The following is a 25,140-nucleotide window of genomic DNA, read 5'->3' as shown; positions in this document are numbered from 1 at the left end:
TATAAAGCCGACCAACAGCTGCGGCTTTAAACTCGTCTGTGAACGTCCGCCTCGAGTGTCCCATTCCATGTTCCTTTCTTGGACAGGGGTACTTTACCCCGGTGTCCGGGAACAGGAACGAAGTTCATCCTGTTCCAGCGGCACCTCTTTACCCCGGTACTGAAATTTCAGCACGCCGCCGCTGTAGGGGCGGCTGAGGGCAAAGGGCGTCGCGAACCAGGCGCCGATCCCGCCGCGCGGGGTATGCGCCAGTTTGCCCTTCACAAAGATATCGGTGCGGAAATGCTCGTTCAGCAGCAGATCGCGCAGCCCTTCGCGGCGGTCGGGATCGCCCTCGCTGTCGAGCAGGGCCTGCTGTTCCGGCGTGAAGCGGATGCAGTCCAGATTGTCCAGCGGATGCACCGACCCTGCAAAAATCAATTTGGCCCCGGCCAGTTCGCCCGCCAGATCCTCGAAGTAGAAAGGGGTCCAGTCCTTGTTGAAATACTCATGCGCCAGATAATTGGCCGGCATCGATTTCATCTGCTCCAGGCGCTTGGCGGCCGCCGGATTCCTGGCAAAATACGCCGCCCCCGCTGCGCCCAGCTGACGGGCCAAGGCCGTCGCCTCGCCGATCCGGTCTGTCAGCGCCCCGCTGCCCTTTTCTGCCCGGGCGGCAAGAAGCCGGCGCAAGGGCATGGCTGCAGCCCAGCCGGGCATCGCGTTATAGCTGACATAGACCAGCCCGCCCGGCTTCAGCCGCTTGGCGATGAAGCGGGTGATATGCTGGCGGTTTTCCTCCGACACCCAGCTGAACACACCGTGCAGCGCGATGATGTCAAAGACCTGGGGCAGCCCCGGCGCGGCGTCGAAACCGGCAAAGCAGCGTTCGTGGAAATGCACGTTTTCCAGCGCCGCCTCCTGCGCCAGCTCCCGGGCGCCGGCGATATGCGAAGGGCTGAAGTCCATCGCGTGAAAGTCGATATGCGGGTTGGCCGCGGCCAGAAGATTGGCGGAAAACCCCTGACCGCAGCCCAGCTCGCAATAGCTGATGCGGCCACCGTCCAGAGCGTGCCGGTGGCCCTGGCTCATCGCGCCGAAGCCCAGCAAGGCCGGCGTCAGCTGGCTGTGGAAGTCATGGGTGTAGTCAATGCCGGCGACGTAGCCGGAAGTCCAATCGGTCACGGCGACTCCTGTAGTTTGGGACGTTTTCATGCCGGGCAATTTTTCGAAAAGTTGTGAGTATAGCGTTAATGATCCGCAGGCCGGGGGCAGATCTTGTGAAGTGAATGCCGGCCTGCTGACATCATGCGCCAGCGGGCAGGCCGGCGATGAGGCCAGCGATGAGACCGGTGCCGTTCGCCGCGGCTCCGGAGAGGGGCTGCTTGATGCAGGTTTCTCGGACGCCGCGCGCGACGTTTGAATGATGCGCGGCATTGCCTGGCGTCGGAGAAACACGCAAGCGGGAAATCGCGGGGTTGGAAGTGGGCGGATCAGCTGGCTCTATGGGGATTTGAAGCGGTTGATGGCCTTGGTACTTGTTCTGCAGGTTGGGCGGACCGCGCTCGGCGCGGCGCATGCCCATCAAGGCTCACAAAACCCATGCCGAAGCTGCCTGCCCCGAGCAGGTCCCTGATCCTGGCGATATTGGCGGCACGGTTGCGATTCGCGAAGACGCCGTAGGGGCGGATGCGTTGCTGCCCCTTGGGCAGGGCATGGATCAGGAACCGGCGAGTTCATCCGCCGCAGCGTCACCCGGAACAGAAACTTCACCCCGGTCATGGTCTGATCGCGGGTACAGTTGCTGGTGCCGCTTTCCATCAGTTGCCGCTGGAAGCCCCGCACATCGCCGGGTACCGCGGTCCCGGGGGGATCGTCCGAGCCAGGCTGCAAACCGCTTGCTGGCCCGCAAGTGGCTGGTTTGAAGCGCCGGCCCCGGATTGCGCGCCGGGATATCGGCAATCATCCGGGCGCGAAGGGGTGCCGCCGGTGCGGACTGCTGAACGGTCATCGGAAACCCTCTGTCAACCGAGGCTAAATCACCGCGCCCGACAGAACGCAGCCGTCATCGAAATCCGCAAAACAAATCCCGGTTTCCCGCACCGCCAGCCACAGGCGCCCATATCGCGGAGCGATTTAGTGCGTGAGCCCACATTGCTTATTTCCTGATAAGTGGCCAAAGTCCCCTTTTTAGGATTTTTTATTCGGCACCCCAAATCCGTCCAGCTTCTTGCTTGAGATTTTTAAGTTCCACTTGGCTGAGGTAAGCGCAGGCAGCAGTCCGGTCGCCTCCGTGTTTTTTTAGTGCAGACCGCCAAACCCGCAGCGCCGAACGAGGTGACCACGGCAGCGCAGCTTGCCTGAGCCATTCGCGGAGATCCGCTGGCAACTGGTCAAAGGCCGCCATCGGATTTCCGCTTTGTTTTGACCGGGGCAAGCTCGTCCGCGCATTGCTGCCGCGCCGTGTCACAAAACCTTTCCGCCTCGCTGCGCTGATCATACAGGCGCGCGCCGCCAATGCGGAAACGGGTCGGGCAAGCTGGCCCAAGCGTCGGGCGTAAATGCATGCGCATCTTCAACAAGGGCCGCATCCAACGCCGCTGTTATCGCTGCCTTGTCCATGCCCGAACCGATAAACACCAATTCTTGGCGCCGGTCCCCGAAGGGCTCCTGCCAGTGGTGCTCTAAATACTCTGTTGCCTGCGGGCTTGCCGGGCGTCGATCTTCGGGAACGGTTGCCCACCAGATGCCCATAGGTTTGACACTGCTCACTGCGCCTGCAAGCGAAAATTCAGCCACCCAATCGGGCCGCGTCGCTATCCAAAAATGCCCCTTGGCACGTATGACGCCGGGCAAGGGGCCAGACAGCACGTCGCTCACTTTCTGAGGGGCAAAAGGCCGTCTTGCGCAATACACAAACGACGAAATCCCATATTCTTCAGTTTCAGGGATGTGATCCGAAAATCCGTAAAGCTCTTTTGCCCAAAGCGGATTTTCGTGCGCTTTTTCAAAATCAAACAGGCGCGTATCAAATATTCGGTCATGAGGCACTTTCCCGTAGTCAGCCTCGATTATTTGCGCATCCGGATTCAATGCCACAACGATCATGCGAGCGGCTTCTACGTTTGCAGGCCCGGCATCATTCGCTTTGTTCAGGATTACAACGTCGGCAAACTCTATCTGGTCGACCAGCAAGTTCACGAGCGTGCGGTCATCGTTCTCGCCCATCACCTCGCCACGATCCCTGAGAAAATCGTGGCTGGCGTAGTCTTTCAATAAATTGACTGTATCGACCACGGTCACCATCGTGTCGAGCCGCGCAACATCCGAAAGGCTGACGCCATTCTCATCGCGAAAGTCAAAAGTCGCCGCAACTGGCAATGGTTCCGAAATGCCCGTGGATTCGATGAGAAGATAGTCAAAGCGGCCTTCTGCGGCGAGACGGCTGACCTCTTGCAACAGATCGTCGCGAAGGATGCAGCAGATGCAGCCGTTTGTCATTTCAACCAGCGTTTCTTCCGTGTGGCTGAGGTTTGCATCGCCGTCGCGAATGATGCCGGCGTCGATGTTGACCTCGGACATATCATTTACAATGACCGCAACGCGGCGGCCATCACGGTTTTGCAAGACTTCATTCAGAAGGGTGGTTTTCCCTGCTCCCAGAAAGCCTGAGAGGACAGTGACGGGAAGGCGTGTGTCTGTGTTTATCGCGGGAGTGTTCATTCTGGAGCGGCCTTGGACTGAAGGATTGTCTGAAGCGGAGCGGCAGGCTTGCTTTTGTCGCAGGCCTGCCGCTTTGGCATGGGGAAGCGACCGGATTTAATGCGCGAGCATATTTGCTGCGATCTCGGCACCAGTCATACTGGCCGGGAAATATGTGGGCCAATTGGTGACTTCCTTCAGCAGTTCTGCGCGGTCGTCGCCCCAGTACAGATGAAAATGCTCCGCCTTTGCCGGCACGGTTATATGGTCACTGAACTGGATGAACTGCGGTGCTTTTGCGTCACCACCTGACTTTTCAAAGATGTAACGCACACCTTGGTTGCCGGACTCATAGGTTAGAATTTCATAGCCGTCGTTTTCGTATAGCCCCTGAACGGGCAGGCCATCCCGGAAGAAGGTCACCTTGGAACCGTCGATCAGAATGCGGCCTACATCGGTCGCGTAGCCTGCGTCATAATAGGCGCGGAATTCCTCGACGGTGCGTTCCGCATCTTCGGCTTTATGCGCCAGCACGGCGTCCAGAGTGCCGTCTTGCAAAAATGGATAAACCGATTGCCAGTCGGCCTCCCAATCAGACAGCTCGCGGGCTTGAACGTCCGCTTCGTTTACAAGAACCGGTTCATGCGCGTGCTCCTTATGATTAACGACGCTGGATGTGGCGTGGTTTGCTGTTTGGGCAATGGCCGGAGCCGAAACGGTCATCAACACACTGATTGCGGTGATGGCCGTTCGTTTGAGGGTTTTGCAGGGCATCCAGGGACTCCAGTTTTCTAGTGATTCGAATGTAATAACATAACATGCCGAGCATGTAGTTTCATCGGATGACTTTGGCAAGACACGCTTTCCAACAGGTGATCTTTAGCGCAGGCCAACAACTGAAAGCGGTCATTGGAGCAACCGCGGCGAATTCAACCTTTGTCCGCAGTGCGGACAGCGGGCCAAACCATTCTTCAAAGGGCAGCTCGGTGAAAATACCCTTCCAGCGGGTGATTTGCCGCTGCAGGCAAGCCTCGTCAAACAGCCTTCCCCGACGAAAAAAACCGGCCCCCAGAAGGGAGCCGGTTTCAAAATCGTCCAATCCGCGTTTGGATCAGAGGGACATATGGGTGCCCAGGGCTTCCATGTCGGCGAGCAGCTTGGCTGCGTCCTCGACCAGCCCGTGCGGCTGGTCTTCCTCTTTTGCGGTCTTGTACATCTCGCGGGCGTCTTCGATCAGCGCGTCCATCTGCTCGCGCGTCATCTCGGCCATCGGGATCGCGTGCTCGGCCAGAACCGACAGGCTGTCGCCGCCGATTTCAGCAAAGCCGCCGGTGACCACATACTCCGAGTTGCCGTCCGGGCTTTCGACCTTCAGCACGCCGGGGCGCAGGGTGGTGATGGTGGGCGCATGGGCGGGCATCGCCGTCATGTCACCTTCCGCACCGGGGATCTGGACCGCGCTGGCCTGCAGCGAAGCAAGGCTCCGCTCGGGGCTCACGAGGTCGAATTGCATCGTTTGTGCCATTGGGGCCTCCTTTCAGGGTTCCCCTGCACCGCCGGGGCGCAGGGGAAAATCCAGTCTTAGGCGGCTTCCGCAGCCATCTTCTCGGCTTTTGCCTTCACTTCTTCGATGCCGCCGACCATGTAGAAGGCGCCTTCGGGAAGGTGGTCGTATTCGCCGGCCACAACGGCCTTGAACGACGAGATGGTGTCTTCCAGCGGAACCTGCACACCGTCAGAGCCGGTGAAGACCTTTGCCACGTCGAACGGCTGGCTGAGGAAACGCTGGATCTTACGCGCACGCGCAACGGTCAGCTTGTCCTCTTCCGACAGTTCGTCCATGCCGAGGATCGCGATGATGTCCTGCAGCGACTTGTAGCGCTGCAGGATCTGCTGAACGTCGGAGGCCACTTTATAGTGCTCTTCGCCAACGATCTGCGGGTCCATCAGGCGCGACGAGGAGTCCAGCGGGTCAACGGCGGGGTAAATGCCGAGTTCCGAGATCGCACGGTTCAGAACGGTGGTTGCGTCCAGGTGGGCAAAGGTGGTTGCCGGTGCCGGGTCGGTAAGGTCGTCCGCGGGAACGTAGACCGCCTGGATCGAGGTGATCGAGCCGTTCTTGGTGGAGGTGATGCGTTCCTGCATCGCACCCATGTCGGTTGCCAGCGTCGGCTGGTAGCCCACAGCGGAGGGGATACGGCCCAAGAGAGCGGACACTTCCGAACCGGCCTGGGTGAAGCGGAAGATGTTGTCCACGAAGAACAGAACGTCGGTGCCGGACTGGTCGCGGAACTGCTCGGCCAGGGTCAGGCCGGTCAGCGCAACACGGGCACGGGCTCCCGGAGGCTCGTTCATCTGACCGTAGACCAGGGCCACCTGGGATTCTTCCAGGTTGTCCGGCTTGATCACGTTGGATTCGATCATTTCCCAGTACAGGTCGTTGCCTTCACGGGTCCGTTCGCCAACACCCGCGAACACCGAGTAGCCGGAGTGCACTTTGGCGATGTTGTTGATCAGTTCCATGATCAGAACGGTCTTGCCCACGCCGGCGCCGCCGAACAGGCCGATCTTGCCGCCTTTGGAGTAAGGCGCCAGCAGGTCGATCACCTTGATGCCGGTCACCAGAACTTCCGACTCGGTCGACTGTTCGTTGAACGCGGGCGCGGGCTGGTGGATGGCGCGGGTCTCGGTCGCGTTGACCGGGCCCTTTTCGTCGACGGGCTCGCCCACGACGTTCAGGATGCGGCCCAGGGTGGCGTTGCCGACCGGGATCGAGATCGGCGCGCCGGTGTCTTCCACCGCCTGACCGCGGACCAGGCCCTCGGTCGCGTCCATCGCGATGCAGCGGACGGTGTTTTCGCCGAGGTGCTGGGACACTTCCAGAACCAGCGTCTTGCCGCCGTTTTCGGTGTTCAGGGCGTTCAGAATTGCGGGCAGGTGGTCGTCAAACTGGACGTCCACAACGGCGCCGATGATCTGGGTCACCTTGCCTTTTGCTTGTGCCATTTGTTGGTCTCCGGTTGTCTCTTAGAGCGCCTCAGCGCCCGAAATGATTTCAATCAGCTCGTTGGTGATCACGGCCTGGCGGGAGCGGTTGTACTGGATCGTCAGCTTGTCGATCATGTCGCCCGCGTTGCGGGTCGCGTTGTCCATCGCGCTCATCCGGGCACCCTGTTCGGATGCACCGTTTTCCAGCAGCGCCGAGAAGATCTGCGTTGACACGCCGCGCGGCAGCAAATCCGCAAGGATCTGCTCTTCGCCGGGCTCGTAGTCATAGACCGCAGATGCGCCCTCAGCGTCGCCGCCCTCGTAGGAGGCCGGGATGATCTGCTGCGCGGTCGGGATCTGGGTCACGACGTTGACGAACTCCGCAAAGAAGATCGTGGCAACATCGAATTCGCCAGCATCGAACCGGGTCAGAATGTCCTTGGCGATGCCCTGCGCGTTGGCATAGCCGATGCGCTTGACGTCGCTGAGGTCAATATGGCCGACGAAATCACCGCCAAGGTCGCGTTTCAGGGCATCACGGCCCTTTTTGCCGACGGTCAGGATCTTGACCGTCTTGCCTGCGGCCTTCAGCTCGGCCGCTTTCTGGCGGGCGAGTTTGGCGATGTTCGAGTTGAAACCGCCGCACAGACCGCGCTCGGCGGTCATCACGACGAGCAGATGGGTCTGGTCGCTGCCGGTGCCGCGAAGCAGCTTGGGGGCTGACTCGCTGCCGCCGACCGAGGCCGCCAGCCCTGCCATCACGGCGTTGAACCGTTTGGTGTAGGGGCGGGAGTCCTCGGCAGCTTCCTGGGCGCGGCGAAGTTTCGCCGCGGCCACCATTTGCATGGCTTTTGTGATCTTGCGGGTCGATTTGACCGACGCGATCCTGGTTTTCAGGTCCTTAAGGTTCGGCATTGCCTGGGATCCCCCTTAAGCGAAGCTAGCGGCGAACTCGTCCAGCGCAGCCTTCACCTTGTCCGCCAGCTCGCCCTTCACCTTACGATCGTTGTTGGTGATGTCCGCCAGCAGGTCAGCATGTTTGCTGCGCAGGTGGTTCAGCAGGCCGTCTTCGTACCGGCCGACTTCCTTGACGTCGACTTTGTCGAGGTAGCCGTTGGTGCCGGCGAAGATCACGCAGACGATTTCGGCGTTGGTCAGCGGCGAATACTGCGGCTGTTTCATCAGCTCGGTCAGACGGGCGCCACGGGCCAGCAACTGCTGGGTGGCGGCGTCCAGGTCGGAACCGAACTGCGCAAAGGCAGCCATTTCGCGGTACTGGGCCAGAGACAGCTTAACCGGGCCTGCCACCGAGGACATCGCCTTGGTCTGGGCCGAGGAGCCAACGCGCGACACCGACAGACCGGTGTTCACGGCGGGGCGGATGCCCTGGTAGAACAGTTCGGTTTCCAGGAAGATCTGGCCGTCGGTGATCGAGATCACGTTGGTCGGAATAAACGCCGACACGTCGCCGCCCTGGGTTTCGATGATCGGCAGCGCGGTCAGCGAGCCGGCGCCGAAGTCCTCGTTCAGCTTGGCCGAACGCTCCAGCAGGCGGGAGTGCAGGTAGAACACGTCGCCCGGATAGGCTTCGCGGCCCGGCGGACGGCGCAGCAGCAGCGACATCTGGCGGTAAGCCACAGCCTGCTTGGACAGGTCATCATAGATGATCAGCGCGTGGCGGCCGTTGTCGCGGAAGAATTCCGCCATTGCGGTTGCGGCGTAGGGGGCCAGGAACTGCAGCGGTGCCGGGTCGGATGCGGTCGCAGCCACAACGATGGAGTAGTCCATCGCGCCGGTTTCTTCCAGCTTCTTCACCAGCTGGGCCACGGTGGAGCGCTTCTGGCCCACAGCGACATAGACGCAGTACAGTTTCTTGGACTCATCATCGCCGGCGGCGTCGTTGTACGACTTCTGGTTCAGGATGGTGTCCAGGGCGATCGCGGTCTTGCCGGTCTGACGGTCGCCGATGATCAGCTCACGCTGGCCGCGGCCGACGGGGATCATCGCGTCGACGGACTTGAGGCCGGTTGCCATCGGTTCATGCACCGATTTACGCGGGATGATGCCCGGCGCCTTCACATCGGCAACGCCACGGGTGACGTCGGTGATCGGGCCCTTGCCGTCCAGCGGGTTGCCGAGGCCGTCCACAACGCGGCCCAGGAGGCCGTTGCCGACCGGCACGTCCACGATGGAGTTGGTGCGCTTGACGGTGTCGCCTTCTTTGATGTCCCGGTCCGAGCCGAAGATCACGATACCGACGTTGTCGCTTTCCAGGTTCAGCGCCATGCCCATGATGCCGCCCGGGAATTCGACCATTTCACCGGCCTGGACATTGTCGAGGCCGTAAACGCGGGCAATACCGTCACCGACGGACAGCACGCGGCCGATTTCAGCCACTTCTGCTTCTTGACCAAAATTCTTGATCTGGTCTTTCAGGATCGCAGAAATCTCTGCTGCTTGGATACCCATTTATCCGACCTCTTTCATTGCATTCTGTAGGGAGTTGAGCTTGGAGCGGATCGAGCTGTCGATCATCTTCGAGCCCACTTTAACGACAAGTCCGCCGATGATGGAGGCATCGACGGAAGCATTGATGGTAACTTTCTTGCCCACGCGCTCGGCCAGGGTCTTGGCCAGCTTTTCGCTTTGGGTCTTGGTCAGCGCCTTGGCGGACACCACCTCGGCGGTGACTTCGCCGCGGGCGTCAGCCAGGCGGGCGCGCAGCGCATCGATCAGCGCGGGCACCACAAACAGGCGGCGCTTGTCGGCCATCAGAGCCAGGGTATTGCGCAGGACGGGATCAAGGCCCATCTTGTCAGCCACCGCAGTGATTGCGGCGCCCTGCTCGTCGCGCGACACCAGCGGCGAGTGGATCAGGTTGTTGAGGTCGTCGCTGTCAGCCAGCGCGGCTGCCAGGTCATTGATGCTGGTTTCAAGGCTGTCGAGCGCCTTGTTTTCTTCCGCGATGTCGAACACCGCCGTGGCATAGCGCGCGGCAATGCCTGCAGAAATCGAAGCTGGTTCGGACACGTCCACCCTTCCGATATGTTATTGGCCCCGGTTGGCGTACCCGGCCACAGGCGGCGTCCGGGGGCGTGAGTCATCCCCCATTGGCAGCGGGGCGTTGAAATCAGCGTGGGTCTAGCAGAGCGGATGCGACCTATCAACTGCCTATAACGGTAACGGGAAGAAGCATGTTTTCAATGTTTTCAAAGCTTTAAGTCAAGTGCGGCCCTTTGACCACAGTCGATAAATAAAAAACAGCGGCTGAACTGCAGGTTTTGGCGATTCCGGACCCCGGCAAATGCGGCCGAAAACGTCACATACCGGGCCTTGCCGCCGTATTTGAGCATTGCCGCCGCCGCAAAGACAGTTTCAGGGAATCGAAATGCAGCACCGGCAGGCCGGATCAGCCCGGGATCGGTCAGGCTGGTTCCGGCATCGGGTTCGACAACCCTTCCAGCACCCGGATGCGGCTGGCGGTTTTGGTGCGGGTCATGTGGCCGCGCTGCGGATGGCTCTGCTTGCTGACCTCGACCATGAACACGCCGCCGGCCAGCATCGCAGGCAGTTTGCGGCCCATTTTTTCCAGCATCGCGCCGGATTTCAGCCAGAACCGCTTGTGGCTGGGCAGCCGGTAGAGGGCGGCAGTATGCTGTTCGATTGCGAACTGGTGCTGGCGCAGCTGGCCTTCGAGCTGGCGCAGCGTGTACGGGCGGCCGAAGCCGAACGGCGTCAGATCCGAACGCGCCCATAAGCCGGCCCGGTTTGGAACCACGAAAATCGCCCTGCCCCCCGGCCCCAGCACCCGCCAGCATTCTTCCAGCAGCTTCGCGGGCCGCTCCGAGGTTTCCAGACCATGCATCACCACCAGGCGGTCGACCCGGCCGGTATCGATGGGCCAGCTGGTCTCCTCGCACAGCACCGAGACATTGGGCATCCCGGCCGGCCATTGCATGACCCCCTGCGGCCCCGGCATCAGCGCCATCACCCGGCGCGCCTCCGGCAGGTAGGGACGCAGCAGCGGCGCGGCAAAACCGAACCCCGCCACCGTCAGCCCCTTGGTGCCGGGCCAGATTTCCAGCAGCCGGCCGCGGACCGACGCCTGCGCCGCCCGCCCCAGGGTGCTGCGGTAATAGAAGTTCCTGAGATCCTGAACATCAAGATGCATTGCGGGCGCCTGCTGGTTCGGCCAATCTGGGCGCAGTTTAGCAATGTAAAGGCGAATGACCATGCCTCTTGAGATCATCACCCTGCCCTGTTTGTCGGACAACTATGCCTTTTTGATCCATAATCCCGCATCGGGCGAAACCGCGCTGGTGGATGCGCCCGAGGCCGGTGCTGTCAAGGCGGCGCTATCGGCGCGCGGCTGGGGGCTGGACTGGATCCTGCTGACCCATCATCACTGGGACCATGTGGACGGGGTTGAAGAGCTGCGGACGGCATACGGTGCAAAAGTCATCGGCGCTGCGGCCGACGCCCACCGGCTGCCCCGCCTTGATACCGCGGTCGAGGATGGCGGCAGCTTCACGCTGCTGGGCGAAGAGGTGCAGGTGATGGATGTCTCCGGCCACACCGTTGGCCACATCGCCTTTTACCTGCCCGGCGCAGAGGCGGTGTTCACCGCCGACAGCCTGATGGCGCTGGGGTGCGGACGGCTGTTTGAGGGCACCCCGCAGCAAATGTGGAGCAGCCTGTCGCAACTTGCCGCGCTGCCGCCGCAAACTATGGTTTATTCGGGACATGAATACACGCAAGCTAACGGTGCTTTTGCGGTCGCCGTGGACCCCGGCAACCCGGCGTTGCAGGCGCGGGTGCGCGATATCGCAAAGGCCCGGAAAGACGGGGTGCCCACGGTGCCCTCGGCCTTGCGGCTTGAACTTGACACCAATCCGTTCCTGCGCGTCGGCGACAGCGCCGTTAGAGCCCAGCTTGGCATGCAAGACGCTGAAGATTCAGAAGTTTTTGCCGAAATCCGCAAGCGCAAAGACAATTTCTGAGCAAATCAGGAGCATCCGGGCGCAACAGGGAGAAAATAATTGTGACCCCAAAATGCAGAAAAGCCCTTGAAGCCGGCGCGCTATCAACCAAACTCTAACCATATAAGCACATGGTTGAACTGAGGGGTTGGTTAATACCGCCCCGCCGGCCAACCCAAGATCAGAGGAGCACGCCCGTGCCTTCATTCTCGAGCACCCTGGAACAGGCCATTCACGCAGCGCTGGCGCTGGCGAATGAACGCCGTCACGAATTCGCAACCCTGGAACATCTGCTTCTGGCGCTGATCGACGAGCCCGACGCCGCCCGGGTGATGCGCGCCTGCAGCGTCGACCTGACCGAATTGCGATCCTCTCTGGTGGAATTCGTGGATGAGGATCTTGCCAATCTGGTCACCGATATCGATGGATCCGAGGCGGTGCCGACCGCCGCCTTCCAGCGGGTCATTCAACGGGCCGCGATCCATGTGCAAAGCTCGGGCCGCACCGAAGTGACAGGCGCCAATGTGCTGGTGGCGATCTTTGCCGAACGCGAAAGCGACGCGGCCTACTTCCTGCAGGATCAGGAAATGACCCGCTATGATGCGGTGAACTTCATCGCCCATGGCGTGGCCAAGGATCCCGCTTTCGGGGAACCCCGCCCGGTCTCCGGCGCAACCGAGCAGGAAGACGACAGCATCACTGCCGCCCCTGAGGGCGAAAAGAAGGAAAACGCGCTGGCGAAATACTGCGTCGACCTCAATGCCAAATCCCGCGAAGGCGATATCGACCCGCTGATCGGCCGCGACCACGAGGTTGAGCGCTGCATCCAGGTTCTGTGCCGCCGCCGCAAGAACAACCCGCTGCTGGTCGGTGATCCCGGCGTCGGAAAAACCGCCATCGCCGAAGGCCTGGCCCGCCGCATCGTCTCTGGCGAAACCCCGGAGATTCTGTCGGAAACCACCATCTACTCGCTCGACATGGGCGCGCTGCTGGCCGGCACCCGCTACCGCGGCGATTTCGAGGAGCGGCTGAAGGCCGTTGTCACCGAGCTGGAAGACCATCCGGACGCGGTGCTGTTCATCGACGAAATCCACACTGTGATCGGCGCCGGTGCGACCTCCGGCGGCGCCATGGATGCCTCCAACCTGCTGAAACCTGCCCTGCAGGGCGGCAAGCTGCGCACCATGGGCTCCACCACATATAAGGAGTTCCGCCAGCACTTCGAGAAGGACCGCGCGCTGGCCCGCCGGTTCCAGAAAATCGACGTGAACGAGCCGTCGGTAGAAGATTCCATCGAGATCCTGAAAGGGCTGAAGCCCTATTTCGAGGAACATCACGGCATCAAGTTCACCGGCGATGCGATCAAGACCGCGGTGGAGCTGTCGGCCCGCTACATCAACGACCGCAAACTGCCCGACAAAGCCATCGACGTGATTGACGAGGCCGGCGCCGCGCAGCATCTGATCATCGAAAGCAAGCGGCGCAAGACCATCGGCGTCAAGGAGATCGAGGCGGTGGTCGCCAAGATCGCCCGCATCCCGCCGAAAAGCGTTTCCAAGGATGACGCCGAGGTGCTGAAGGACCTGGAGAAATCGCTGAAACGCGTGGTGTTCGGCCAGGATGATGCCATCTCCGCGCTGTCCAGCGCCATCAAACTGGCCCGCGCCGGCCTGCGCGAGCCGGAAAAACCGATCGGCAACTACCTGTTTGCAGGCCCTACCGGCGTCGGCAAGACCGAGGTGGCGAAACAGCTGGCAGACCAGCTGGGGGTGGAGCTGCTGCGGTTTGACATGTCGGAATACATGGAGAAACACGCGGTCTCCCGGCTGATCGGCGCGCCTCCGGGCTATGTCGGTTTTGACCAGGGCGGCCTGCTGACCGACGGCGTCGACCAGCACCCGCACTGCGTGCTGCTGCTTGACGAGATGGAAAAGGCGCATCCGGACGTCTACAACATCCTGCTGCAGGTGATGGACAACGGCCAGCTGACCGACCACAACGGCCGCACGGTGAATTTCCGCAACGTGGTGCTGATCATGACCTCCAACGCCGGCGCGTCGGAACAGGCAAAGGCCGCCATCGGCTTTGGCCGCGACCGCCGCGAGGGTGAGGATACCGCCGCGATCGAGCGCACCTTCACGCCGGAATTCCGCAACCGTCTGGATGCGGTGATCTCCTTCGCGCCGCTGGGCAAAGAGGTGATCCTGCAGGTGGTCGAGAAGTTCGTTCTGCAGCTGGAAGCCCAGCTGATGGACCGCAATGTCTCGATCGAACTGACCCGCAAGGCGGCGGAATGGCTCGCCGACAAAGGCTATGACGACCGTATGGGCGCGCGGCCTTTGGGCCGGGTGATCCAGGAGCACATCAAGAAGCCGCTCGCCGAAGAGCTTCTGTTCGGCAAGCTGACCAAGGGCGGCATCGTCAAGGTCGGCATCAAGGACGGCAAACTGGAGCTGCGCCTGGAAGGGCCAAGCAAGCCGCGGATCTCCGGCGACAAGCCGCCGCTGCTGACCGCAGACTGATGCGCCTTGCCGCGCTGGCAATCGCAATTCCGCTCGCCGCGCCCGCCGCGGCGGGCGATTTTCTTTTGCAGTTCCCGCTGGACTGCACCCTGGGCAGCAGCTGCCATATCCAGCAGTTCGTAGACCATGATCCCGGCCCCGGCGCCACGGATTTCACCTGCGGCGCGCTGAGCTATGATGGCCACAAGGGCACAGATATCGCCTTGCCGTACCTGTCGGACATGCAGGCAGGCGTATTGGTGCGTGCTGCGGCAGGCGGTGTTGTCCTTGGCACCCGCAACGGCATGGCGGACCAATATGCCACCGGCGGCAATGCCGCGGAAATCGACGGCAAGGAATGCGGCAACGGGGTGGTCTTGCGCCACGGCAACGGGTGGGAAACCCAGTATTGCCACATGAAGCGCGGCTCGGTCCGGGTGGAAAGCGGCATGAAGGTCAAGCCTGGCGATATCCTGGGCGAGGCCGGTCTCTCCGGCAAGACCCAGTTCCCGCATTTGCATCTGTCTGTGCGCAAGGATGGCGCGGTGGTGGATCCCTTCGCCCCGGACAGCCTGGGCACCTGCGGCGGCCCTGCGGCCAGGACTCTCTGGGCGGATCCGCCGGCCTATCAGCCAGGCGGGCTGCTGGGGGCCGGTTTCAGCGCCGCAGTCCCCCAGTACAGTGCGATCAAGGCGGGCAGTGCGGACGCCGCACCGCTGGCTGCGGATGCGCCTGCGTTTGTGTTCTGGGCCTTTGCCTTTGGCGGCCTGGCAGGCGACCAGCTTGACCTGACGGTGACCGGACCAGACGGCGAACTTTTCTCCCGCCGCGAAAGGCTCGATAAAAACCAGGCACAGTTTTTCCGTGCCGCCGGGCGCCGCCTGCGCGGCGGGCAATGGCCGCAGGGCAGCTATACCGGTACCGCCCGCCTGTTGCGGGATGGCCGGCAGGTAGACAGTTTCACCCGCAGCATGGTGATCGCACCGCCGGAAAACCCTGCCTCCCAGTAGCCCGCCTCAACATGCCCGGCCACGCCGCCTCCCGCCTCCCCGTTTCCCGCCCCGCGGTGGCCGGTCTCAAAGGAGCAGGCCCTGTGAAGCTGCGCCGCCGCAGCGGCCGGGGCGCAAGCTCTGGCCGCTGCCGGGCCCAACGGGTGCGGCTGCCCTTGCGGCGGCCGGCGCCGGGCGGGAGCCGCCGCCTGCGGTTTCCCAGGCCGGGCCCGTGCCGCATGTTCCGGGGCCGGGATTTGATAACTCCCGAATTTGCAATAGATTTAAAGGGGCCCTGCTGCCCGGCGGGGCCGCAACCCGTGCGTAGCTAGTAGCTTGTCTCCATTGGTGAAGCGGGTTGCACCCTGCCGGGAGCGGTTTTGCCGGCAACGACGCGCAGATGACCGGCCGCAGCCGCCGCGGCGCATGCCCCGCAACCGCAGCCCCGCTTATTTTTCCGTGAACTTCAGCTCAATCCGCCGGTTCTGGGCACGCGCCGCGGGGGTGTCCGCAGGGTTCACCGGCTGATACTCGCCAAACCCATTCGCCGCCAGCCGCGACGGCGGCACGCCAAGCGCCTCCACCATATAACGCACCACCGACAGCGCCCGGCCCTGGCTGAGCTCCCAGTTGTCGGAGAATTTCGAGTGTCGCAGCAGCGGCGAGGTATCGGTGTGGCCATCCACCCGGATGATCCAGTTGATCTCCTGCGGGATCGCTGCCACCACGCTTTGCAAAATTGAAACCACCTTGGCAATTTCCACCTGCCCCGCAGGTGACAGGGTTGCACTGCCCGGTGCAAACAGCACCTCGGAGGCAAAGACAAAGCGGTCGCCCTGGATGCGCACACCCTCCTGATTGCCCAGCAGATCCCGCAACCGGCCAAAGAACTCCGAGCGGTAGCGCTCCAGATCCTGCGCCTTGCTGGCCAGCTCCGCAGCCTCTGCTTCCAGCCTCTTGCGCTCCTGCTCTTCCAGCAAGCGGCGCTTGCGCTCCTCCGAGGCCGCACGCGCCAGTGCAGCGTTCAGATCCTGGCCCAGGTTTTGCAACTGCACCTGCTGGGCGGTGTCGCGGGACTGATAGTCATCCAGAATGGCCTGCAGCCCGCCGAGCTGTTCGCGCAGCGCCGCAACCTGCTGGTTCAGCAGCGCGGTTTCGCGGCGGGCTTCTTCGGAAATGGCCTGCTCCTGCGACAGGGAGGCCCGCGCCTGCGCCAGCAGAGCCGCGCGTTCTTCGGCGAGGCTCAGCCGGTCCGCGGCGCTGGCCTCGGCGGTTTCCTGTGCCGTCACCGCCGCCAGCAGCCGCTGGCGCAGCACGTCCAGCTCGCCTGCCTGGATCTTCGCTGCTGCCAGGGCGGCCCTGGCTTCGGCCAGCTCTGCCGCCAGCTTGCCGGCCTCCGCATCGGATCCGGCGCGGGCGGCCTCCAGTTCTGACAGCTGCGCATCCAGCTGCTTTTTCGCAGCCTTGGCTGCCGCCAGCAGGGTCAGCGTATCCTCCGCCTCCTGGCGCTGCGCCTCCAGGGCCAGTGTCATAGCGGTGAGTTCGGCGTCGGCATTCTGCAGTTTGTTTCGCAGGGCTTCGGCTGCCGCGGCCTCGGCCAGGCGGGCGGATTCCTCGGCGCTAAGCTGCTCTTGCAGTTCGGAAATCCGGGCGGTCCGTTCGCTGCCTTCCGCCTCCAGACCTGCGATCAGCGCCTCCATTGCTTCGCGCTGCGCCGCCGCAAGCCGGGCGGCCTCCATCTGCAGATCAATCTCGCCGCGGGCTTGCGCCAGGGCACGGGTCAGGGCCTCCTGTTCGCTCAGCAGTTCGGCGCGCGCGGTCTCCAGGTTTTCGCGCTCGGCATTCAGGTCCGCAACCCGCGTCTCGGCGGCATTGCGGCTGGCGATCAGGGCCGCCACCTGCGCCTCAAATCCAGTGATCCGGCCGGCAGCCTCGGCCAGTTCACCTGCCTGCCGGTCGCGCTCTGCGGTCAGGGATGTGATCAGGCTGCGGGCCTGATCCAGATCCTGCTCAGCCGTGTTGAGGGTGGACGTCAGCGCCCCAAGCCGGGCGGTCAGCTGGTTGTTCTCGCGCTCCTCCAGCCCCAGCGCCGAGGCCAGCGCGCTGACCTCTTCCGACAGCTCATCCAGCTGGCTTTCCTGCCCGGTGATCGTCTCGCGCAGCACAAATTGCACCACCATGAAAATGGTCAGCACAAACATCAGCACCAGCAGAAGCCCGGTCATCGCATCGACAAACCCCGGCCAAATCGAGGCCTGGAACCGCTGTCCTGTGCGCCGGGAGAGGGCCATTGGTTATTCCTCCGCCTCGCGGCCGGATCGACCGCCGCGGGACAATCCGCGCGGGCGGGCAAAGGCCCTGACCATAAGGTCGATATCCTTGCGCAGCTCGCTCAGGCTTTCCTGGCGGCCAGCCGAGATTTCCTCGAGAATGCGCAGCATCTGCACGTCAATCGAGCGCAGCCGCATCCGGCTTTCGGCGTCGATGCCGCCCTGTTCGCTATGGGCGCGCAGGATCTCGGTCAGGGCTTCCTGCCCGACGGCCACCCGGTCAAGCGCTGCGGTGACGGTGCCGGTCCGCTCCTGGCGGCGGTTCATTTCCTGAATGGTTTCCACCAGATCGCCCAGTTTTTGATCCACCGCCGCGCGGCCTTCGGAGGTTTCGGCAAACATGACCTGCAGCGCGTCCATCTGCTCGGCCATATTGTCGAGCACCTGAGAGACCACGCCGCTGTCGCCGGCGCCATCCTCGCCCGAGGAGAAGCTGACGCGGGTGATCGACGACAGCCATTCCTCCAGCTCGCGGTAGAACCGGTTCTGGCCGTGGCCCGCAAACAGCTCAAGCAAGCCGACAATCAGCGAGCCGGCCAGGCCAAGGAGAGATGAGGCAAACGCCACGCCCATGCCGCCCAGCTGCGCCTCCAGCCCGGTCATCAGGCGGTTGAAAACGGTGATACCTTCCTCGCCCTCCTGCGGGGCCAGGCTGCGGATGGTGTCGACCACAGCGGGAACGGTGGTGGCCAGGCCATAGAATGTACCCAGAAGACCGAGGAAAATCAGCAGGTTGACGATATACCGGGTAATCTCGCGGTCTTCATCGATGCGGTTGGCGACCGAGTCCAGAATGGAGCGGGTGGAGGCCGACCCAAGCTGCATCCGCGCACTGCGCGACCCCAGCAGCGAAGCCAGCGGCGCCAGCATCGACGGCGGGCGGCGGTGCTCCTGGCTGTCGCCGGAGGCAAAGCGTTCGATCCAGCGCACCGAGCCGATCAGCTGCACCACCTGCCAGAAACAGGCCAGCACCCCGATCACAAAGACAAAGACGATAAAGCCGTTCAGCCAGGGGTTGGCCTCGAACACCGGCAGCACCCGCGGCAAGGCCACAAAGGCGCCAAAGGCTGACAGCGCCAATGCGATCAGCATCATGATGATCTGCCGCACCGGCTGGGAAAACTGCGGCCGGGTTTTGCGGTCTGGCTGCGCCATATTGCTTGGCTCCTGACACGTTGACTGCTCTTATTGGGTCGCAGCCTATAAGCAAAGTGTCAAAAGCGCCAAGGCTTTATGCGGTGATTTCCCGCACCCGGCTTGCCAGCCAATCCAGATCCTGGTCATGCAGGCCGATCTCGGCCAGATGGCTGGCAGTGTTATATAGATATTCGCTATTGGGACCGCGCCCGCCCACCGCATGGGCAATCATCTGCGCCTGTTTCTCCAGGCTGAGGCCGCCGCAATACTGCACATGGTGCGGGTCGATCACATAGGTGACGGCGGTGACAATGCTGCCATCCGCCAGTTCCACCTCCAGATCACGCTCAAGATACGCCGAGGAGATCAGCTCGCGCGCGCGCAGTTCAGCCAGGGTCTGTTCTTCGTGGCCGGGCTCAACCGACAGGGCCAGCCCCTTGCAGTGGGCGCCTTCGGTCTCGTCCAGCGCCAGCACCAGGCCGGGGTGGTCCTCGGTGCCGCGGTGATGGATCGAGGTCATGCAGAAGGACCGCGCATAGCGATGCAGCACCGCCACCTCGCGGCGTGCCACCGGGAAACCCGGGTTCCAAAGAAGCGATCCGTATCCGAATACCCACATGGTCATGTCGTCTGGCCCTTTCTGCTGCCCCTCTATAAACAGCAAACCTGATCCGGACAAAAGAGGCTAACCGATGCGCCTGGCAAAACTGGTGATTGCCGCCCTGATGATCTGGAGCCTTTATTGGGCGGCGGCGGCCTGGGGGCTGCGCAGCGGCGTTGCATCCTGGTTTTCCGAACAGGAGCGCCGGGGCTGGCAGGCTGAATTTTCCGCGCTTGAGACCAGTGGCTATCCGTTCCGCCATATGACCCGGATCCTCCGGCCCGTGCTGGCCGATCCCGGCACCGGCGCAGCCTGGCGGGCGGATTGGCTGGAACTGGCAAGCCCGGCTGCCTGGCCCGGCAAGCTGGACCTGCACTTTCCGGCCACGGCGCAAAGGCTGTCCTATTTCGACCAGACGGCGGTGATCACAGCGCGGGGCCAGCAAGCCAGCCTGCATCTGGCGCCAGGAGCGGCGCTGGAGTTGCGGGGGCTGTCGCTGGCCGCGGGGCCCTGGCAGATCGCCCGGAGCGGCGAGACGGTGCTGAGCGGCGCGGCGCTGGTTCTGCGCATGGTGCAATCAGACAGGCCCGAGATCTACCGGGTTACGGCAGAAGCTGCCGGGTTTGCCCCGCACGCCGCCTGGCGGCGTCTGCTGGCGGCCAGTTCGGCGCTGCCGGACCGGTTTGACACGCTGGCGCTGGAGCTGACGGCGGCGTTTGATGCGCCCTGGGACCGGGCCGCGCTGGAGCAACGGCGGCCGCAGCCGCGCCGGATCGATCTGAAACTGGCCGAGGCCCGCTGGGGCGATCTGCGGCTGAAGGCCGCCGGAGCGCTGACGGTGGACGCCCAGGGCCTGCCGGAGGGCGAGATTGCGCTGCAGGCGGAAAACTGGCGCGGGCTGGTGCTGATGGCAGAGCGCAGCGGCGCGCTTGCACCCAGCCTGCGCGGCACGGTTGAGCGGGTGCTGGGCCTTTTGGCCGAGACAAGCGGCAATCCGCGGAACCTGGATATCACGCTGGGGTTCTCCGATGGCTACGTGACGCTTGGCCCCCTGCCCCTGGGCCGCGCCCCGCAGCTGGTCATCCGCTGAAACGGCCCGCGCGCGCAGCGCGCCCGGCCCAAGGCTGTAATGTGCCCTTGGGCACCTTCAGGCACGGGAGCACGGCTGCGCATGTGCCCGGCTTCGTTTTCAGCAAGCGGGCTGTGCGAGGCTTTGCCGCGCGCTCCGGGATAATCTCCGGCCTGAAGCAAGGAAGGCGATACCGCATCCGGCTGATGGCTTCAGCGGCAATAAGATCCGCCGCGGTGCCGGGCCACGTCCAAGTGGAAGTGGTCGCGGTGATAGCGGTCCGCCTCCGGCCCCAGCACGGTTCCAAAGGGACCGCAGGCTGCGCGCCAGACTTTTTTCAAGGTCTTGCGGGTCTTGCGGGTCTGCCAGCCTTTCAGCACCGTCACTGTCTCGCCGCTGGCCAGGGTGAAACCGGAGATATCGATGGCCCGCCCCTTGCCATGCTCCGAAATCCTGGCACCGGGGCGGTTGTTGCGGGTGCGGCACGCATAATGCGCGGCCACCCGCAGGGAGACTACCTTGTTGCGGCGGCCGAAAGCGGTTTCCACCTCGCGGTTGATCCATGTCTTCAGCGCGCGGGCCGTGTTGCAGGTCATCAGCGCGGCCTGGCTAAGCCGCACCCCGGCAATTTCGCGCACCCGCACCGCATCCTTGGCGCCGCAGCCGGGCAGCGTGCCGGAGACATGGCCAACGCTGTCGCCCTGGATATCAAGATCGCCGCAGACCGATCCCTTGCGCCGCTTGCGGCGCTTGAACAGGGCCTGCTCTGCCAGGCTGTCCGGCCGCGCAAAAGGCAGCAGCGAGGCGTCCGGCCCCAGCAACGGCAGACCTGAGGGGCGCACCGCTGCCGCCAGGATCTGTTCGGATTGCGGACGCGCGGCCGGGCGGCTGCCGGGCGCGGGGGCAGTGGCGGAAATCCCGGCGCCTGGCGCTGCCGCCGGACGCGCGGCGGGGTGCAGCGATGTTTCCGGTGCTGCGGCCGGCGCGGCCCCGCCCAGCAGTGTTGCCAGCAGCAGGGTGCCCGCGCGGATCATTTCTTCTGGCCCCGGCCGAAGTCCGGCGCATCGGTGTCCTGGCCGGCCTCGATGATGCCGCGCCGGATGGCGCGGGTGCGGGTGAAGTAATCGTGCAGATGCGCGCCATCGCCGGTGCGGATGGCGCGCTGCAGGGCAAACAGTTCCTCGGTGAAGCGGCCGAGGATTTCCAGCGTGGCGTCCTTGTTGGTCAGGAATACGTCGCGCCACATGGTCGGGTCCGAGGCGGCGATGCGGGTGAAGTCGCGGAAACCGGCAGCCGAATACTTGATCACCTCGCTGTCGGTCACCCGGCGCAGGTCATCGGCCACGCCCACCATGGTATAGGCAATCAGGTGCGGCGTGTGCGAGGTGACGGCCAGCACCAGGTCGTGGTGATCGGCGTCCATCTCGTCCACATTGGCGCCCATGCCTTCCCACAGCGCGCGCAGTCGGGCGGTGGCATCCGGGTCGGTGCCCTCAACCGGCACCAGCAGCGACCAGCGGTTGTCGAACAGCTCGGCAAAGCCGGATTCCGGGCCGGAATGCTCGGTGCCGGCCAGCGGGTGGGCGGGCACGAAATGCACGCCTTTGGGGATATGCGGCTGCACGGCGTCGATCACATGGCGCTTGACCGAACCGACGTCCGACACCGTGGCGCCGGGTTTCAGCAGCGGCGCGATGTCTTTCATCACCGGGCCCATGGCGCCGACCGGCACGCAAAGCACCACCAGATCGGCGTCCTGCACCGCCTCCTGCGCGCTGTCGCAGACGCGGTCGCACAGACCGATGCGGCGGGCGGTTGTGCGGGTTTCTGCGCTGCGGGCATAGCCGGTGACCTCAGCTGCCAGCCCAGCGCGTTTCATTGCCCAGAACATCGAGGAGGCAATCAGGCCCAGCCCGATCAGCGCCACGCGGCCATAGACCGGCCCGTTATTCCGGCCGCTCATGCCTGCCGCTCTTTGAATGCTTTGACCGCCTGCGCCAGGCGGCGGCAGGCGTCTTCGTCGCCGATGGTGATGCGCAGTGCGTTCGGCAGGTTGTAGCCCGCCACCCGGCGCACGATCAGACCCTGCGACTGCAGGTAGCTGTCGCAGGCTTCGGCCTCGGCCTGGCTGGCAAAGCGCGCGAGGATGAAATTGGTGCTGGAGACATCCGAAGGCACGCCCAATTCACCCAGCGCATTGGCCAGCCATGTGCGCCATTTGGCGTTTTCTGCCCGGCACTGTGCGACGTAATCCGTATCCCGCACCGAGGCTTCCGCGCCGGCCAGCGCGGTGCTGGAGACGTTGAACGGCCCGCGCACCCGGTTCAGAACGCTGATGATCTCTTTGGGGCCATACCCCCAGCCGATCCGCGCACCGCCCAGACCGTAGATCTTGGAGAAGGTGCGGGTCATGAAGACGTTGCTGCGCGCGCCTGCCGCTGCAGCGCCGGCATCAAACCCTTCGACATATTCCGCATAAGCGCCATCCAGCACCAACAACGCGCCTGCCGGAATGCCTTCGGCCAGCCGGGCCACCTCAGCCTCGCTGATCATGGTGCCGGTGGGGTTGTTCGGATTGGCGATGAACACCAGCTTGGTCCTGGCGGTGCAGCCTGCCAGCAGCGCGTCCACATCGGTCACCCGCTCGCGTTCTTTGACCTCTACCGGTGTGGCCCCGGCTGCCAGCGCGCTGATGCGGTACATGGCAAAACCGTGTTCGGTATAGAGCACCTCGTCGCCCGGACCGGCATAGGCCTGGCACAGGAAGGCGATGATCTCGTCACTGCCTGCGCCGCAGATGATCTGCTCCGGTGCCAGCCCGTGCACCTCGCCGATTGCCTGCCGCAGTGCCGCGTGATCCGAGCTGGGATAGCGGTGCATGCCGGCCGCCGCGTCCTGCATCGCCTGGATGGCGCGCGGGCTGGGCCCAAAGGGATTCTCGTTCGAGGAGAGCTTCACAACATTGCTCACCCCTTTCACATGGGCAGCCCCGCCCTGATAAAGGGCAATGTCCATGATACCGGGCTGCGGTGTGAGTTGGGTCATAATACGGGCTCCTTAATTCCTGCCCGTTCTAGCGGCCCAAAGGCTTGTGGGGAAGCGCCAAGATGACGCTTCCCCCGTGCTGCCGTCCCCCCCGGGCAGCAGCCCCCAATGACGGAGCAGCCGGCGTTAATGCGCCGCTGCCGACTTGGGCATCTTGCGTTTGGCTTCGGCCATGATGATTTTCTGGATCTTCTTGCGCAGCTCCATGTCCTTGCGCATCGCCTCATTGGCCTGCTTCTGCATGGTCGAGGCCGATTGCGAGCCGTCCGAGCTGGTCAGCACCTCGCCTGCGTATTTGCTGAATGACTTGCCGGAGATCTGCTTGGCAATCTCGCCATAGATCGCGTCGCCGTGCAGCTTGATGAAATCCTCGGTCGCCTTGGTGCCGTATTTGGCGATCAGATCCTTCTTGACCGCGCCCTCCATGGCAGCGGGTGCCAGTTTGGTCTTGAGGAATTTTTCGGCCGCACCGGTGAAGCCCGAGGAGAATTTGTCCAATGCCTTGCCTGCACCTGCCGACATGATGCCCGCGGTCAGGATCTTGGCAACGCTTTCCTTGATCTCCTTGGTGTTCGGCGGACGGCCCTTTTCGATCAAGGGCTTGGCCAGGCCGATGGTTTCCTTCAGCGCCTCGGTCACCATGGCCTCGCCGGCCTTGGATTTCAGGAACTTCTCGAAGAAAACCTTTACCGCCTTTTTCGGGAATTCGCGCGAGAGTTTCGAGGCTGCGGCTTTGGCCAGATCGTCGGCGAGCCCTGCCGACAGCTTGGCGGTCAGCTTGCCGCCGGCAGCCCCCGCAAGACCAGCAATGAAACTGTCGATGAAGACTTTCTTGGCCGCCCCGTCCCAGGTCACCTTGTTGCCCGCCAGATGCTCGCCCAGCTGGCCGGCGCTGGATTTCAGTCCCTCGGTGCTGGCCGCGGCGATGGCGTGGGCCTTGGCCGGGGACATGCCCTTGGTCGCCACCAGACGGGCCGTCATATAGGTTTCGACCACGGCAAAGGAGACCTCGCGCACCACCTCCAGCTTCCAGACGATGCCGCCGGCCGTGGCGATCCGCTGATCGATGAATTTCTTGAAGGCCTTGCCGCCGGTGTTATAGGCTTTGGAAGCCTTAACATCCTGTTTATAGACTTTTTTCCAGTCCGGCTTCTTTTTGCTGACAAATGTTTTCAGCAGGCTGGATTCAGACCGCGCGTTCAGGATCGGCGTCCAGGGCGGGTCGGTCTTGTCGTTGACCACGCTGACCGCGAATTCCGTCAGCGCGTTCAGGAAGGTATCGTTGCCCTGGCGGGTGCTTTCGACCTCGTTGCAGAAATCAACCCAGGATTCCGCCTGGCCGTACATCATGTTGGCCTTGGCCAGCAGCTTGCGCCGCAGCTCCTCCTGCCCGGCTTCGAACTCGGCCACGGTGATCAGCTTGGTCTTGCCGTTCTCGACAACTTCAATCCGCTCCACCTTGGTGTCGGCGGAATGCTGCGCCGCCAGTTTTGGCAGGCCCGCATTCCAGGTGCGCATGCCGGGGTCGACAATGCCGTCGGGCTTTTTGAAACCCAGTTTCTTTTTCTGAAAATCCTTGATCGTGCTGATCAGCCCGGCGTCGCATTTGGTGCTGACTTCAATGGAATAGCCGTTTGCCTTAAGCATCAGGCGGACCAGCTCAACATCTGCGGGGGCGTTTTTGACCGGCTTGAATTTGCTCTCGCCGGTCTTGGGGTCTGGTTTGGTGATCCGTTTCTTGTCACCAACCGGGGCGGAAAGCTTAAGGGCCATAACAGTGCTCCAATCAATAAAGTACGGTTTCAGCGTGCCACGCATCC

At 63.2% G+C, this 25,140-nt stretch carries 23 protein-coding genes and 1 pseudogene; 4 read left to right on the top strand and 20 right to left on the bottom strand.

The features are described from left to right. Positions 1 to 93: 93 nt before the first annotated feature. The 13 genes and pseudogenes from AC0KW6_RS18485 to AC0KW6_RS18425 form a co-directional block, all read right to left on the bottom strand. The gene (locus AC0KW6_RS18485) at positions 94 to 1,164 is read right to left on the bottom strand and encodes a class I SAM-dependent methyltransferase (RefSeq protein WP_474035637.1); all 1,071 of its coding nucleotides are present in this window, start codon (positions 1,162 to 1,164) and stop codon (positions 94 to 96) included. A 121-nt stretch (positions 1,165 to 1,285) separates the two neighbouring features. Beyond that, a complete protein-coding gene (locus AC0KW6_RS18480) occupies positions 1,286 to 1,564 on the bottom strand; it encodes a hypothetical protein (RefSeq protein ID WP_474035636.1) in 279 nt (92 codons plus the stop codon). A 31-nt stretch (positions 1,565 to 1,595) separates the two neighbouring features. After that, positions 1,596 to 1,712, bottom strand: a pseudogene (locus tag AC0KW6_RS18475) (transposase); the annotation flags it as partial. A gap of 467 nt (positions 1,713 to 2,179) precedes the next feature. Further along, complete coding sequence (locus AC0KW6_RS18470; RefSeq protein WP_323781331.1) at positions 2,180 to 2,479, bottom strand: DUF6525 family protein; 300 nt, start codon at positions 2,477 to 2,479, stop codon at positions 2,180 to 2,182. Next, positions 2,476 to 3,702: a GTP-binding protein gene (locus tag AC0KW6_RS18465; protein ID WP_474035635.1), complete on the bottom strand. Its 1,227-nt coding sequence runs from the start codon at positions 3,700 to 3,702 to the stop codon at positions 2,476 to 2,478. The genes AC0KW6_RS18470 and AC0KW6_RS18465 overlap by 4 nt, the downstream gene beginning before the upstream one ends. Before the next feature lie 96 nt (positions 3,703 to 3,798). Further along, positions 3,799 to 4,455 carry a metal-binding protein ZinT gene (locus AC0KW6_RS18460; protein WP_474035634.1) on the bottom strand — a complete coding sequence of 219 codons (657 nt, stop codon included), beginning with the start codon at positions 4,453 to 4,455 and terminating at the stop codon, positions 3,799 to 3,801. A gap of 61 nt (positions 4,456 to 4,516) precedes the next feature. Then, the gene (locus AC0KW6_RS18455) at positions 4,517 to 4,780 is read right to left on the bottom strand and encodes a hypothetical protein (RefSeq protein WP_474035632.1); all 264 of its coding nucleotides are present in this window, start codon (positions 4,778 to 4,780) and stop codon (positions 4,517 to 4,519) included. Positions 4,781 to 4,792: 12 nt separating this feature from the next. Further along, positions 4,793 to 5,206 (bottom strand): F0F1 ATP synthase subunit epsilon, encoded by a 414-nt coding sequence (locus AC0KW6_RS18450; RefSeq protein ID WP_474035631.1) that lies wholly within the window; start codon positions 5,204 to 5,206, stop codon positions 4,793 to 4,795. A 56-nt stretch (positions 5,207 to 5,262) separates the two neighbouring features. Continuing rightward, positions 5,263 to 6,687 carry a F0F1 ATP synthase subunit beta gene (gene atpD, locus AC0KW6_RS18445; protein WP_474035630.1) on the bottom strand — a complete coding sequence of 475 codons (1,425 nt, stop codon included), beginning with the start codon at positions 6,685 to 6,687 and terminating at the stop codon, positions 5,263 to 5,265. A 21-nt stretch (positions 6,688 to 6,708) separates the two neighbouring features. Continuing rightward, complete coding sequence (locus tag AC0KW6_RS18440) at positions 6,709 to 7,584, bottom strand: F0F1 ATP synthase subunit gamma (protein WP_323783485.1); 876 nt, start codon at positions 7,582 to 7,584, stop codon at positions 6,709 to 6,711. 15 nt (positions 7,585 to 7,599) lie between these two features. After that, positions 7,600 to 9,138 (bottom strand): F0F1 ATP synthase subunit alpha, encoded by a 1,539-nt coding sequence (atpA, locus tag AC0KW6_RS18435; RefSeq protein ID WP_323783487.1) that lies wholly within the window; start codon positions 9,136 to 9,138, stop codon positions 7,600 to 7,602. Further along, the gene (locus tag AC0KW6_RS18430) at positions 9,139 to 9,699 is read right to left on the bottom strand and encodes a F0F1 ATP synthase subunit delta (RefSeq protein ID WP_323783490.1); all 561 of its coding nucleotides are present in this window, start codon (positions 9,697 to 9,699) and stop codon (positions 9,139 to 9,141) included. It abuts the gene before it with no gap. Positions 9,700 to 10,093: 394 nt separating this feature from the next. Further along, a complete protein-coding gene (locus AC0KW6_RS18425; RefSeq protein ID WP_323783492.1) occupies positions 10,094 to 10,840 on the bottom strand; it encodes a class I SAM-dependent methyltransferase in 747 nt (248 codons plus the stop codon). Between the two features lie 55 nt (positions 10,841 to 10,895). On the opposite strand from AC0KW6_RS18425, the gene gloB reads away from it, so the two are divergent. The 3 genes from gloB (at position 10,896) to AC0KW6_RS18410 (ending at position 15,159) form a co-directional block, all read left to right on the top strand. Then, positions 10,896 to 11,669, top strand: coding sequence for a hydroxyacylglutathione hydrolase (gene gloB, locus AC0KW6_RS18420; protein WP_474035629.1), 774 nt, complete (start codon positions 10,896 to 10,898; stop codon positions 11,667 to 11,669). Positions 11,670 to 11,845: 176 nt separating this feature from the next. After that, positions 11,846 to 14,170, top strand: a complete 2,325-nt coding sequence (gene clpA, locus AC0KW6_RS18415; RefSeq protein WP_474035628.1) for an ATP-dependent Clp protease ATP-binding subunit ClpA — start codon at positions 11,846 to 11,848, stop codon at positions 14,168 to 14,170. Further along, complete coding sequence (locus AC0KW6_RS18410; protein ID WP_323775814.1) at positions 14,170 to 15,159, top strand: M23 family metallopeptidase; 990 nt, start codon at positions 14,170 to 14,172, stop codon at positions 15,157 to 15,159. The genes clpA and AC0KW6_RS18410 overlap by 1 nt, the downstream gene beginning before the upstream one ends. Positions 15,160 to 15,587: 428 nt before the next feature. On the opposite strand, the gene AC0KW6_RS18405 is transcribed toward AC0KW6_RS18410, so the two are convergent. From AC0KW6_RS18405 to AC0KW6_RS18395, 3 genes are all read right to left on the bottom strand, one after another. After that, positions 15,588 to 17,429, bottom strand: a complete 1,842-nt coding sequence (locus AC0KW6_RS18405) for a peptidoglycan -binding protein (protein WP_474035627.1) — start codon at positions 17,427 to 17,429, stop codon at positions 15,588 to 15,590. Between the two features lie 3 nt (positions 17,430 to 17,432). Further along, positions 17,433 to 18,623, bottom strand: a complete 1,191-nt coding sequence (locus tag AC0KW6_RS18400; protein WP_474035626.1) for a biopolymer transporter ExbB — start codon at positions 18,621 to 18,623, stop codon at positions 17,433 to 17,435. Positions 18,624 to 18,699: 76 nt separating this feature from the next. Next, positions 18,700 to 19,230 carry a gamma-glutamylcyclotransferase gene (locus AC0KW6_RS18395; protein WP_323775817.1) on the bottom strand — a complete coding sequence of 177 codons (531 nt, stop codon included), beginning with the start codon at positions 19,228 to 19,230 and terminating at the stop codon, positions 18,700 to 18,702. A 67-nt stretch (positions 19,231 to 19,297) separates the two neighbouring features. Between AC0KW6_RS18395 and AC0KW6_RS18390 the strand changes: the two genes are divergently transcribed. Then, positions 19,298 to 20,296, top strand: coding sequence for a DUF2125 domain-containing protein (locus AC0KW6_RS18390; protein ID WP_474035625.1), 999 nt, complete (start codon positions 19,298 to 19,300; stop codon positions 20,294 to 20,296). A gap of 191 nt (positions 20,297 to 20,487) precedes the next feature. On the opposite strand, the gene AC0KW6_RS18385 is transcribed toward AC0KW6_RS18390, so the two are convergent. From AC0KW6_RS18385 to AC0KW6_RS18370, 4 genes are all read right to left on the bottom strand, one after another. After that, on the bottom strand, positions 20,488 to 21,309 hold the full coding sequence (locus AC0KW6_RS18385) for an extensin-like domain-containing protein (RefSeq protein ID WP_323775819.1): 822 nt from the start codon (positions 21,307 to 21,309) through the stop codon (positions 20,488 to 20,490). Continuing rightward, on the bottom strand, positions 21,306 to 22,238 hold the full coding sequence (locus AC0KW6_RS18380; protein WP_474035624.1) for a prephenate/arogenate dehydrogenase family protein: 933 nt from the start codon (positions 22,236 to 22,238) through the stop codon (positions 21,306 to 21,308). The genes AC0KW6_RS18385 and AC0KW6_RS18380 overlap by 4 nt, the downstream gene beginning before the upstream one ends. Beyond that, on the bottom strand, positions 22,235 to 23,320 hold the full coding sequence (gene hisC / locus AC0KW6_RS18375; RefSeq protein WP_323775821.1) for a histidinol-phosphate transaminase: 1,086 nt from the start codon (positions 23,318 to 23,320) through the stop codon (positions 22,235 to 22,237). Before hisC ends, AC0KW6_RS18380 begins: the two co-directional genes overlap by 4 nt. Positions 23,321 to 23,446: 126 nt before the next feature. Further along, a complete protein-coding gene (locus AC0KW6_RS18370) occupies positions 23,447 to 25,093 on the bottom strand; it encodes a peptidoglycan-binding protein (RefSeq protein ID WP_323775822.1) in 1,647 nt (548 codons plus the stop codon). Between the last annotated feature and the right edge of the window lie 47 nt (positions 25,094 to 25,140).

This window comes from Leisingera sp. SA215 (assembly GCF_055902035.1).
Note: the sequence above shows the minus strand (reverse complement) of the source record. Positions and strands in the feature narration are given on the sequence as shown.